Consider the following 12,343-nt stretch of genomic DNA (forward strand, 5'->3'; position numbering starts at 1 on the left):
GCCTTATTCCTTGCTCTCTTATCTTGCGATTGGGTACAGCTACTCAACGAGACCAAGCGCTGACAGACTGTACCTTTGACACTGTAAGCTAAAGTAGGCACCTATGGGGATGCGATGAGTCGATTATTACTAATGCTTCTAACGCTGAATTTCTTACTCATCGCGCCGCTCTGGTGGCGTTTTGGCGAGATCAGCTCATATTTGCTCGCTTGGGAGGCGCTTATCATTGCGCCGCTCATGTTGCTACTTCCCGTCGGCCAAGCGCGCCGCATAGTGTCCATCGGACTCGTTAGTTGGGTGATGTTGGCAACCGCCGCGAATCTAGGTGCAGCCGCCACCCAAATGGCCTTTGCCCGGCCACTTAATCTTTATCTTGATATACCTTTGCTGCGCTCAATTTATCACCTGCTAGTAGGTAATGTAGGTCAACTGTTGGCAGTTTGCGCAATGCTGCTGGGGGTTGCCCTGCTGATAGCCATCACTCTGGTTTTGGCACGCCTGATGATGCCACCCGTTGCCTACTCTGTTAAGCGCCTGCCTGGCGTGGTCGCGTTAACGCTGCTGGTCACTGCCACTACCGGCGCGGCGCTTGAACTCAATGGAGTACGGCTGATAGAAAGCGCGCGCTTGCCAGCTGTGGACACCACGCGTTTTCAGTGGCAGCAAATTACCGATACCCACGCCGCCCGCCTCGCCTTTACTGCACAGCTAGAGGCCGCACCCATGGAGGCGCGACCACTACCGGGATTGGCGGGGCGCAATGTACTGCTCACCTTTATTGAGTCCTACGGTATCTCGGCGCTGGAAAACCCACGTTACTCCGACGTTCTACTGCCTACTCTAGCCGAGATGCAACAGCGCCTGGGGGAGCATAACCTCCACGTGGTCTCTGGCATGTTGGCCTCACCCATTCGTGGTGGGCAGTCATGGCTAGCCCACGCGACAGCCCTCAGCGGCCGCTGGATCGACAACCAGCTGTGGTATCAGCTGATGTTGGACAGCGGCCACTCCACTTTGATCGATGATTTTCGTGCCACTGGTCAGCGAACCCTCAGTGTGATGCCCGCCATTACCCTGGCGTGGCCGGAAGGGGAGGCCTACGGTTTCGATGAAATTGCCGCAGCAAAAGATATCGCTTACGCCGGGCCTGCTCTCAACTGGGTAACCATGCCGGATCAATTCACTCTCGATTACACCCAGCGCTACTTGCTAGGTAAGACACCGGTGTTTGCCCAATTGGCACTGATCTCCAGCCATGCCCCATGGACGCCGATTCTGCCGGTACTGGACAATTGGTCATCCATTGGCGATGGGCGTATTTTTGCCCCCTGGGAGGATGCCGGTGACCCACCAGAAGTGCTGTGGCAGGACATTGAGCGCATTCGTGACCACTACGCCTGGTCGGTGGACTACGCTGTGAAAGTCACCGGCCGCTGGGCTGAACGTGTAGTGGATGATAATACCTTGATGATAGTGCTGGGGGATCATCAAGCCGCGCCGTTGATTACCGGTGACGATGCCAGCGCGGCAGTACCGGTGCATATTATTAGTGGCAACCCTGAGCTATTGGCGCCCTTTATAAAGCGTGGCTTTGTTCCCGGCACGTTGCCTACGCTCGAAGAGTCGCGCGACGCACCTAGAATGAGCCAATTACGCCACTGGCTACAAGCCGATTTTGGAGAGTTAAATGATGTTTACACCGAGGATGGTGATGAGTGAAGGGCGGAATGACTTGCGGCTTACCAAAGCCAGCTATTAGGGCGTGCCGGTGTTAGCCCTTTGCGAACATCGACCCAGCCGAGTACGCAGCGCACGCCTAGCCATACCGCTAGCAGCGGCCAGAGCAGGGTGCCGACTATCACAATGCTGAGTAAAAAGGCGATGCCGGCATAGAGCGTGCCGATCCAGAAGGTGCGGATCAGATACCGGTAGTGCTGCTGCAGCCAGGGCGCCGCTTCTTTACGATAAACATAGGCGATGATTACGCCAATCAGCAGGGTGATATTGGCAGTGACAATACCCGCTAAGTAAAGCGCGTAGATAATCTGCGGAGCGCGTATCTCATCGCGGGGTATAGGGGGTTGTGCCATCAGTTCTCTCTTTTTCAGCCTAATAAAGACGATAGTCGCGGAAGTTGGCTAGATTTTGCTGCTCCTGCACTACTTTACGGTAGCGCTTGTACTCCCATTGATACTGTGCAGGCTCCAAGGCAATCGCACTCTCGACGCTGGCATTGACGCCTGTGGCAGACTGCACATCATCGTCGCTATAGACCCGCTCGTCGGCATCCAGAAAATGGATCTCAAACCCTTTACCAGGAATACGTAGCGCGACGCCGGTGACTACCCGTGCCTGGGTGCGGGCGACCAATTTCGGCAGCAGGGTGGCGGTGTAAGCCTCGCGACCAAAGAAGGGTGCAAAAACGCCGCTGCCCCAGTCGGGCTCCTGGTCAGGTAGTATGCCAATCGCTTCGCTGCGTTTAAGCGCTTTAAGTAGTGCCGCAACGCCGCGGGGGTTGGTGGGAACCAAACTTGCCCCCATACGCTCGCGGCCATGACGAATGACGGGATCGAGGGCGGTGATTTTGGGTGGCTCGTACATGGCGGTGAAAGGGAAATGGCTCGAGAGCCAAAAGTTAAGCACCTCCCAGTTGCCGAAGTGCGGGGCAAGCACAATCACGCCGCGGCCTTCGGTGCGGGCGTTATCGAGCTTGTCGCGACCGTGCACCGCTAAAATGCTGGTCTCTACCTTGTTTGGTTCCGCCATCCAGGCGTGGCCCAGCTCCAACATCGTAGCCGTTGAGTGGCGTAAACTGTGCTGACCAAGGGTTTTACGTTCAGCAATGGAGAGGTCTGGGTAAACGATCGCTAAGTTGCGATCGGTTACCCAACGCTCACGCTTATTAAAGCGGTAAACCAGGGGGCCGAGCGCCGAAGAAATACGCCACAGGCGCGCAAGCGGCCAGCGTGACAGTTGACGCCACAGCCAACTGATCGCACTGGCTTTGGAAAAACGCCTAGCGTTATTAGCCCCCTGTGGTGTCATCGTTAAATCAACCAAGTATCTACATTGGAAGGTGCGCGCTTCTCTTGCAGCCCTTTGAAACCTTTAACACAGCGAATAATGAACCACACGGCTAGCGCCAGCAAAAGTGGGAAACCGATCACTGCAAAGAGCAATATCGAGAAAATAATGCCGTACACCAATCCTATCCAGAAGGTGCGGATCTGGTAGCGGTAGTGCTCGTCCAGCCACGTAGGGCCTTTGCCCTTATAGACATAGGCAATGACCACACCAATAATCGACGTAAAACCAAGGATAAAACTGGCCAGATAGAGCGCATAAATAACCATTGCCATGGTTGTGTCGGGCTGGGAGCTCTGCTCTTCGCTTACGACTTGGCCGTCGAGTGGGGATTCACTTTCGTTATCAAGCATAACGTTTCCTTTCATTCAATTGTATAGATGCTGAAGTGGGTGATGGTGCTTGGCACATCAGTGCGCGCTATTTAAGCGCGATATATAATACCTTGATTCATTAGACTTAGCATTAACGCGAAGAGGGGCGGCAAATCTCTAGCAGGTTACCGTCCGGGTCACGCAGATAAATCGACTCAATCGGGCCTGTGGCGCCTTGGCGGGCGACGGGGCCTAGCTCTACGTCTATCGCCAGCGCATCTAAATGCTGCTTGAACTCATCCAGCGGCAGCTGGCAGCGCAGGCATAAGTCCAGGCTGCCAGGGGTGGGTGTGGCTGAAATGGGGGCAATATCGGTGTCGGTTTGATGTAGGCGAAGTGCCGTATCACCGAGCATTAAATCGACCCGTTGGGCATCGCGATAGCGCACGTCTAGGCCCAAAACACGTGAGTAAAAATCGACTGCGCGACCCATATCGGTCACGGTTACAACAAGATGATCCAGACCTGATAGCATGCCACCTTCCTTAATACGTAACGATAAGCCAGAGAATACGATGATGCGCTGCTGTCCGCTCTGTGTGGAGCCCACTACTGCGCCCTACCACCGGGATCGGCGTCGTGACTACTACCAGTGTGCCACGTGCAAGCTGGTATTTGTCCCCCCCGAGCAGCATTTAAGCGCCGCTGCAGAAAAGGCCGAATACGATAAACATCAAAACTCGCCGCATGATACGGGATACCGGCGCTTTTTAGGGCGTTTATTTACCCCGCTGTTAGCTAAGCTCGAACCCAACGCCCGCGGTCTTGATTTTGGTTCAGGGCCAGGGCCGACGCTGTCGGTTATGTTCGCAGAGCAGGGGCACCCGATGGCTATTTACGACCTTTTTTACGCCCCCGATGCCTCAGTTTTGACACAAATATATGATTTTATCACCGCCACAGAAGTTGTTGAGCACTTGGCGCAGCCCGGCAAGGTGCTTACGCAGTTGGCGGATCAGCTCTCGCCAGGTGGCTATCTGGGCTTAATGACCAAGCGCGTCACTTCGCCGGAGGCTTTTGCCCGCTGGCACTATATTAGCGACCCCACCCATATCAGCTTTTTTAGTGAGGAGACCTTCCGTTGGTGGGCACAAAAGAATAGTTTAGTAGTGGAATTTCCTGGGCCAGACACGGTTATTCTACACAAAACGCTAACGTGAATAATTATAACGTTAGAAAAGCATTGACTTTGCCCCCTTTGGGGTAATAATTGCGCGCCGCTATCCCGGCCTGACTCGATGTGCCAGGTGAGATGACGGTTCCTGTGAACACGCTTAGTAGCGTTTTTACGCCTGTTTTCAGTCCTTTGTTTCACCACTTTTAGGCAAGACGAGGTTTTCATGTCGCGGCAACTGCTAGCCATGGCGCTGGCGCCCCTGTTAGGGCTCTTCATCCTCGGGATTGGCAACGGTTTTCTTGCCACCTTAATTACCGTGCGCTTGGATGCTGCCGGTGAGTCGGCCACGGTCATCGGTATTGTCTCGTCGGCTTACTTTATCGGTTTAGCGTTGGGCGCAATGGTGAATGACCGCCTGTTGCTGCGCATTGGCCATATTCGCGCTTACGGCAGTTTTGCCTCATTAGTGGCCGTCACGGTGCTGCTGCAAGGCTTGTTCTTCGACCCCTGGGCCTGGTTTGTACTGCGCCTTATCGGCGGCTGGGCCACGGTTGGGGTTTATCTGGTTATCGAAAGCTGGCTGCTCACGTCAGGCGACCAGAAGGTTCGCGGCCGCCTGCTGGCGCTTTATATGATTTCACTTTACGCCGCCGGTGTATTGGGCCAACTGCTGCTGGGTGTTACCAACGCCATGGGCGTCACTGCGCCCTTTATGGTGATTGGGCTACTGGCCTCGCTCTCTGTGCTACCTATGGCGATGATTCCTCGCGTGTCACCGATTATGGAGCACGCCGAACCGCTTCCCCCGCACCGTTTGATCACCCTGACGCCTACCGGTGTGATGGGTAGTTTAGGCTCTGGGATGGTGGTAGCTGCAGCGTACACACTGCTCCCGCTCTATTTACAGCGTATTGGCATGAGTGTCAGTCAGGTGGGGCAGATGATGGCGGTGGTGATTATGGGCGCGATGCTGCTGCAGTACCCGATTGGCCGTTGGTCGGATCGCCATGACCGACAAATGGTACTGATTGGCATTAGCGGTTTCTGCGTGCTGATCTCGGCGGCGATGCTTTGGCTGCCGCTCTCTACGCCGCTGTTGGCGGTACTGCTATTCTTGCTTGGCGGTGGGGTATTTGCGCTCTACCCGGTGGCGGTGAGCCACGCCGCCGACCGCGCCCCCGCAGGGGCGCTGGTGCGTATGAGCCAGGGCCTGTTGCTGATCAACTCCATTGGCGCCACGATCAGCCCGCTAATGATTTCTCCGGTGATGACCGCGATGGGCGATGCGGGTCTGTTTTGGGCCTTCGGCTCACTAAGTCTGTTCTTTGTTATGTTCTTCTCCTGGCGGCGTAGCGTGCGCCCGGCGCCTGTGCCTGTGGCACCCTTTACGCCGACTACGCCAATGACCGCTGCTGGTGCTGAGCTGGTGGTCACCGAGGAGTTGATGCAGGGGGCACTGGAGCACGAGCACTTGGAGGATCTCTCAGATGCCGTATGGGACGTCGACGCCGCTGAACCGGTGGTAGGGCCGCCTGCGGAAGATGAGAGCCATATCACTTATTATGATGATGTGGAGCAAGCAAGTGAGCGAAAGTAAAGACGGGTGAGGACGCTAATCATAGCGGGTGATACCTTGGGCTAATGGTGTGGGCAAGAGAGTGTTACTACTATCAAGGGTACACTTTCAAACAATTGTTTAATTTTCAGCCCGAGGTTCGCTATGAATGTTTACGCCGCACCGGTACGCGATTTGCGCTTTGTGCTTGAAGAGCTGCTAGCGCACCGTTCGCTTAGCCTGCCGGGCTTTGAAGAGGCCACGCCAGACTTGGTCGAGGCGGTACTCGAAGAGGCCGCAAAACTGGCCGGTGACATTTGGGGCCCGCTTAATAAGATTGGTGATCAGCAAGGGGCCAAGCGCCACTCCGATGGCAGTGTGACGACGCCAGAAGGCTTCGCGACGGCTTACCAGGCTTATGTCGAGGGTGGCTGGAACGGTATTGGTGTATCAGAAGCACTAGGTGGTCAGAACCTGCCAGAAGTGGTTGCCAGTGCGGTGCAGGAGATGCTTCACGGTGCCAATATGGCGCTGGGGCTCTGCCCCATGCTGACCGCTGGCGCTATCGAAGCGCTGGCCCATCACGGTAGCGATGCGCTCAAAGCGACCTACTTGCCCAAACTGGTGGAAGGCACCTGGACGGGCACTATGAACCTGACCGAATCCCAAGCGGGCTCGGATCTCTCCCAAGTACGCACTCGCGCGGTACCTGAAAACGACCATTACCGCATCAGCGGCCAGAAGATCTATATCACCTGGGGCGAACACGATGCCGCCGAAAATATTATCCATCTTGTGCTAGCCCGCAAACCCGATGCGCCGGAAGGCAACAAAGGTATTTCCCTGTTTCTGGTACCCAAGTTCCTGATCAATGAAGACGGCTCCTTGGGCGAGCGCAACGACGTCACCTGTGCCTCTATCGAGCACAAACTGGGCATTCATGGCTCGCCCACCTGCACCCTGAGCTTTGGTGAAAACGGCGGGGCGATTGGCTACCTTGTTGGCGAAGAAGGGCGTGGCCTTAATCATATGTTTACCATGATGAACGAGGCGCGTCACAAAGTCGGTATTCAGGGTATTGGCGTGGCCGAACGTGCCTGCCAGCACGCCTTTGCCTATGCGTTGGAGCGTCACCAAGGGCGCTCTCCCAAAACCCGTGGCGGCGCTGAATGCAGTATCAGCGATCATTTAGACGTGCGCCGCATGCTGCTCTCCATGCGTTCCCGCACCGATGCGCTGCGCGCCCTGGCGCTCTACTGCGCCGCAGAGTTGGATACCGCCCGCCGCGCTGAAAGTAACGATGCCCGCCAAACCGCCCAGGCCCGCGCGGATATTTTGATTCCCGTGATCAAAAGCTTCTCTACCGATCAGGCAGTGGATATCGCCTCCATGGGGATTCAGGTGCACGGTGGGATGGGCTATGTGGAAGAGACCGGAGCAGCGCAGCTACTGCGCGATGCCCGCATTGCGCCTATTTACGAAGGCACCAACGGTATTCAGGCACTCGACTTGGCGGGACGTAAACTCCAGCGTGACAATGGCGAAGCGCTCGCTGCGCTGCTTCACGACGTTTCCGCCACCGTGGAGCAACTCAATGCCGACCCCGCTTTGTCAGCGTTGGGCAGTAGTTTGGCCGCAGGGCTTGAGGATTTGAAAGCTGCCCAGACAATTGTGCAGGAACAAGGCAGTGACCCTGAAATCGGCGCAGATGCGGTGCAGGCTTACGCAACGCCGTTCCTGAACTTGGCGGGCCACGTGCTGTGTGCTTGGCAGATGGGGCTGGCGGCTCTCAGCGCCCATGCTGCCCTTAACAACGGCAGTGATGATCCCTTCTATACTGCCAAGATGCGCAGCGCCGAATTTGCCATCACTCAATGGCTGCCGGTAGGCCGCGCCCAGCGCACGGTGATTGAGGCGGGTATGCAGTGCTTAAGCGATTTTGAGGTTCACTAACGCTAATTTTCAGCTTCACGCCGCCGCCTCTTGAGGCGGCGGCGCTGTTTCTAAGCGATCAAAACAACCATTTTAAACAAACTCTTAAAACTAACGCTTTCAAAAACATCAACAAAAGTCAGGAGCCGACCATGACCGCTATCTTTGAGCAAGGCTTGCCCAAAACTGTTGCCAACCACGTGCCGCTTTCACCGCTGACCTTTATCGAGCGCTCGGCGTCGATCTATCCCGATTACCCGGCGGTGGTACATGGCAGTACGCGACGCACCTGGAGCGAAACCTGGACGCGTTGCCGCCAGCTTGCCTCTGCGCTCAAACAGCGAGGCATTCAGCCGGGCCAAACGGTGGCGGCGATGCTGCCCAATATCCCGGCAATGTTCGAGGCGCACTTTGGCGTGCCTCTGGCGGGTTGCGTATTGAACACCCTGAATATTCGTCTGGATGCCGAGGCGATCAGCTATATGCTGGAGCACGGCGAGGCTAAAGCCATTCTGGTCGACCCCGAGTTTGCTGAGGTCATCCAGCAAGCGGTTGCCAAGCTACCCCACAAGCCGCTTATCATCGATGTGACCGATGTGGAGTTTCTTGGTGAGACCCCGAGCATTGGGGAAGTGGAGTACGAAGCGCTGCTTCAAGAGGGCGACGCTGACTTTGCCTACCAGCTTCCTGCCGATGAGTGGGATGCGATCTCGCTCAACTATACCTCTGGCACCACCGGCAAACCCAAGGGCGTGGTCTACCACCACCGCGGCGCTTACCTCAATGCGGTGAGCAATATCATGGAGTGGGCGATGCCCCACCACCCGATCTACCTGTGGACGCTGCCGATGTTCCACTGCAACGGCTGGTGCTTCCCATGGACGATTGCCGCCAACGCCGGGGTAAACGTGTGTCTGCGCCGCGTCGATCCTAAAAAGATCATGCAGCTCATTGCCGAAGAGAAGGTCACCCACTTCAGCGGGGCGCCGATTATTCTTAATGGCCTCGTGAACCTGCCTGCGGAAGATAAGCATCAGTTCGATCATCCGGTCAAAGTCACCACCGCCGGTGCCGCGCCGCCTGCCTCGGTGATCGCCGGGGTGGAGAAGCTGGGCATTGAGGTAACCCACGTTTATGGCCTGACGGAAGTGTACGGCCCGGTGACCGTGTGCGCCTGGCGGGAAGCGTGGGATGAATTGCCGCTGGAAGCGCGGGCCAAAATCAAAGCCCGCCAGGGGGTGCGCTACCACATGCTCGAAGCACTGTGCGTGGCTGATCCGCTCACCATGGAGCCGGTACCCAAGGATGGCCAAACCATGGGTGAAATACTGATGCGTGGCAACAACGTCATGAAGGGCTATTTAAAGAACCCGGAGGCCACCGAGCAAGCGCTGAAGGGCGGCTGGTACCACACCGGCGATTTGGCGGTGTGGCATCCGGATGGCTATATCGAGATCAAAGACCGCTCGAAAGACATCATTATATCCGGTGGAGAGAACATCTCGACCATTGAAGTAGAAGACGCCATTTACGGCCATCCTGCGGTCGAAGAGGCGGCGGTAGTGGCCAAACCTGATGAGAAGTGGGGGGAGACGCCCTGTGCGTTTGTGAAGCTCAAAGTCGGTTACGGTGAAGTGACCGAGGCCGATATTATCGCCCACTGTCGCGAACATTTGGCGGGCTACAAAGTCCCCAAAACGGTTATTTTCAGCGAGCTACCTAAAACCTCGACAGGCAAGATCCAAAAGTTCGTACTGCGTGAAGAAGCTAAAAACCATTGATAACCCTAGTGTAGCGATAATCGATAGAGGAGAGAGTGCATGAGTGACCAACTTGTTGGCGTTGTAGGAGCCGGTACCATGGGGCAGGGGATCGCTCAGGTAGTGGCTGCTAGTGGCTTTAACGTGTGCCTTTACGATGTGGCCGAAGAGCAGCTTGGCCGTGCCAAAACGAACATCGATAAAGGCTTGGGTAAGTTGGTCGCTAAGGAGAAAATCAGCGAATCGGATAAAAGCGCCGCTCTAGCCCGTCTATCTACCACAACCACGCTGAGTGCCCTAGGCGACTGCGCAATTATTATCGAGGCCGCACCCGAACAGCCTGAACTCAAAGAGAAGTTGTTTCGCGATCTAAGCCGCTTGAGCAGCACCGCTATTCTGGCCTCCAACACCTCGTCGCTGTCGCTCACTCGCTTGGCAGCGGTGTGCGATCACCCCGAGCGCGTAGTGGGCATGCACTTCTTTAACCCAGTGCCAGTGCTCAAACTGGTGGAAGTGATTCGTGCCGAACAAACCTCGGACGCTACCGTGGCCGAGATTGAAACCCTAGCTAAAGCGTTGGGTAAAACTGCTGTGCCGGTAGGCGACGCGCCGGGCTTTGCGGTAAATCGCCTGCTGGTGCCCATGATCAATGAGGCAGCGTTTATCGTGCAGGAGGGCACCGCAACGCCGGAAGCGGTTGATAACGCTATGAAACTAGGAGCGGCTCACCCCATGGGGCCGCTGGCACTGGCGGATTTAATCGGGCTGGATGTGTGCCTGGCGATTATGGACGTGCTGCAAGAGGGCTTTGGCGACCCCAAATATCGCCCCTGTCCACTGCTTAAGCGCATGGTCGCAGCGGGCTACCTAGGCCGTAAAAGTGGGCGCGGCTTCTACTCTTACGATTAGCTTGTACTGAAGGGAAGAGTGCGGCGTAAAGAAGTGATTGCCACTCAACCAAGCGTTCGCTAGGGTTGAGTGGTGTTCACTTTAATGTTCCATAACAAATCAAATAAGGAGTCCGCCATGAGCGAAGCAGTCATCGAGAAGGTTGATAACGACGGGATGGTGCGTCTGACCATCAATCGTCCCAAAGCACTGAATGCGTTAAACAGCGAAGTGCTTTCCGCACTGGAAGCGCACTTAGTAGAGCTTGAGGCTCACCCGAACCTACGCGCCGTGCTGATTACCGGTGCGGGCGAGAAGTCTTTCGTCGCGGGTGCTGATATCACTGAAATGCGTGAAAAAACGCCCGAAGAAGCGCGAGCTTTCGCCAGCCAAGCGCTGCGTACTATTAAACGCCTAGAGACTCTCCCCGTGCCGGTGGTCGCGCTGGTGAACGGGTTTTGCCTTGGCGGCGGCTGCGAATTGGCGCTGGCCTGCGACTGGGCCGTAGCCAGTGACAACGCCGTATTCGGCCAGCCGGAAGTACTGCTGGGCGTCATCCCCGGCTTTGGCGGCACCCAACGGTTACCGCGTCGTGTTGGCCCTGCAATGGCGATTGACTTGGTGACTACCGGGCGCAAAATCGATGCCCAAGAGGCGCTACGTATCGGCCTAGTCAATCGCGTGATGCCGCAAGCGGAGCTGGAAAGCTACGCTGAAGAGCTCACCAAGCAACTGAAAGGCAACGGCCCGCAATCAGTGCGTGGTGCCAAGCAGGCCGTTCACGATGGTATGGATCAGGATCTGGATAGTGCACTGGCACTGGAAACCAGCTTGTTCGCCTTCTGCTTTGCCGGTGACGAGCAGAAAGAGGGCATGTCAGCCTTTGTTGAAAAGCGTAAACCTAACTTCTAAACCACGCCTCATTCCAGCTTTACTTATTTAGGGGGTGGCGCTTACGTCACCCCCGTTTTATTCTCGAAACCTAACCATTACCTTCAAGAGAATCGCCAATATGCAATGGGCCGCATTCATCCTCGCCGCACTAGGTTTTGCCTATCTTCCTGGGCCTGCAATGCTGTATACCGCAGCGCAAACCCTGGGGCGTGGCCGACGAGCAGGATGGTTAGCGGTCATGGGTGTGCATATGGGCTGCTACGTTCATGTGGTGGCGGCCGCATTGGGCTTGGCGCTGCTGTTTGCAGCGATTCCGCCTGCTTATATCGCCATGAAAATCATCGGTGGGCTTTATTTACTCTGGATGGGGCTGAGGCTATGGCAGCAGGGCATTCGTGCCCATAATGATGAGGTGCCGCTGGCAACCACTAAACGCGTGCTTCGCGACAGTTTTTTGGTGGAGGTGCTCAACCCTAAAACCGCGCTTTTCTTTGTCGCGTTTCTGCCTCAATTCGTGCAGCCCGAGAGCGCTATGCCGGTAGCGTGGCAACTGCTCTGGCTAGGTATCGCCACTAATGTGCTGTTCTCATCAGCGGATGTTGTGGTGGTGCTGCTGGCCAGCCCGTTGCGTGAGTGGTTACAAAAATCCCATGGCTCCTCTCGGCTCATTCAGCGCATTGGCGGTGGCGTATTAATGGGATTAGGCGGTAATACACTGGCTCAGGCAGCACGTTAAGGT

The 12,343-nt window shown here is 56.1% G+C and carries 12 protein-coding genes; 8 read left to right on the plus strand and 4 right to left on the minus strand.

Annotated features, from left to right (window positions below; all coding sequences use genetic code 11):
• Positions 1–114: 114 nt before the first annotated feature.
• Positions 115–1,719 (plus strand): alkaline phosphatase family protein, encoded by a 1,605-nt coding sequence (locus LMS44_RS06025; protein WP_414122496.1) that lies wholly within the window; start codon positions 115–117, stop codon positions 1,717–1,719.
• A gap of 20 nt (positions 1,720–1,739) precedes the next feature.
• Here the strand turns inward: LMS44_RS06025 and LMS44_RS06030 are convergent, their stop codons facing one another.
• The 4 genes from LMS44_RS06030 to LMS44_RS06045 all read right to left on the minus strand — a co-directional run bounded on the left by LMS44_RS06030 (position 1,740) and on the right by LMS44_RS06045 (position 3,933).
• Positions 1,740–2,090 (minus strand): DUF4870 family protein, encoded by a 351-nt coding sequence (locus LMS44_RS06030; RefSeq protein WP_022520532.1) that lies wholly within the window; start codon positions 2,088–2,090, stop codon positions 1,740–1,742.
• 19 nt (positions 2,091–2,109) lie between these two features.
• Positions 2,110–3,045, minus strand: a complete 936-nt coding sequence (locus LMS44_RS06035; protein WP_022520531.1) for a lysophospholipid acyltransferase family protein — start codon at positions 3,043–3,045, stop codon at positions 2,110–2,112.
• Positions 3,046–3,047: 2 nt separating this feature from the next.
• A complete protein-coding gene (locus LMS44_RS06040; protein WP_022520530.1) occupies positions 3,048–3,437 on the minus strand; it encodes a DUF4870 family protein in 390 nt (129 codons plus the stop codon).
• 112 nt (positions 3,438–3,549) lie between these two features.
• Entirely contained in the window at positions 3,550–3,933 is a 384-nt protein-coding gene (locus LMS44_RS06045; RefSeq protein ID WP_022520529.1) for a VOC family protein, read from the minus strand.
• Between the two features lie 40 nt (positions 3,934–3,973).
• Here LMS44_RS06045 and LMS44_RS06050 point away from each other — a divergent pair, with 40 nt between their 5' ends.
• The 7 genes from LMS44_RS06050 to LMS44_RS06080 all read left to right on the plus strand — a co-directional run bounded on the left by LMS44_RS06050 (position 3,974) and on the right by LMS44_RS06080 (position 12,340).
• Positions 3,974–4,618 (plus strand): class I SAM-dependent methyltransferase, encoded by a 645-nt coding sequence (locus LMS44_RS06050; RefSeq protein WP_022520528.1) that lies wholly within the window; start codon positions 3,974–3,976, stop codon positions 4,616–4,618.
• A 180-nt stretch (positions 4,619–4,798) separates the two neighbouring features.
• Entirely contained in the window at positions 4,799–6,172 is a 1,374-nt protein-coding gene (locus tag LMS44_RS06055) for an MFS transporter (RefSeq protein ID WP_009287257.1), read from the plus strand.
• A gap of 123 nt (positions 6,173–6,295) precedes the next feature.
• A complete protein-coding gene (locus tag LMS44_RS06060; RefSeq protein ID WP_278369081.1) occupies positions 6,296–8,083 on the plus strand; it encodes an acyl-CoA dehydrogenase in 1,788 nt (595 codons plus the stop codon).
• A gap of 131 nt (positions 8,084–8,214) precedes the next feature.
• Complete coding sequence (locus LMS44_RS06065; RefSeq protein WP_278369080.1) at positions 8,215–9,843, plus strand: acyl-CoA synthetase; 1,629 nt, start codon at positions 8,215–8,217, stop codon at positions 9,841–9,843.
• A gap of 39 nt (positions 9,844–9,882) precedes the next feature.
• Positions 9,883–10,731: a 3-hydroxybutyryl-CoA dehydrogenase gene (locus LMS44_RS06070; protein ID WP_022520525.1), complete on the plus strand. Its 849-nt coding sequence runs from the start codon at positions 9,883–9,885 to the stop codon at positions 10,729–10,731.
• 117 nt (positions 10,732–10,848) lie between these two features.
• Positions 10,849–11,622 carry an enoyl-CoA hydratase-related protein gene (locus LMS44_RS06075; RefSeq protein ID WP_022520524.1) on the plus strand — a complete coding sequence of 258 codons (774 nt, stop codon included), beginning with the start codon at positions 10,849–10,851 and terminating at the stop codon, positions 11,620–11,622.
• Between the two features lie 100 nt (positions 11,623–11,722).
• Complete coding sequence (locus LMS44_RS06080) at positions 11,723–12,340, plus strand: LysE family translocator (protein ID WP_022520523.1); 618 nt, start codon at positions 11,723–11,725, stop codon at positions 12,338–12,340.
• Positions 12,341–12,343 lie beyond the last annotated feature (3 nt).

Source organism: Halomonas profundus (genome assembly GCF_020865425.1).
GTDB lineage: Bacteria > Pseudomonadota > Gammaproteobacteria > Pseudomonadales > Halomonadaceae > Vreelandella > Vreelandella titanicae.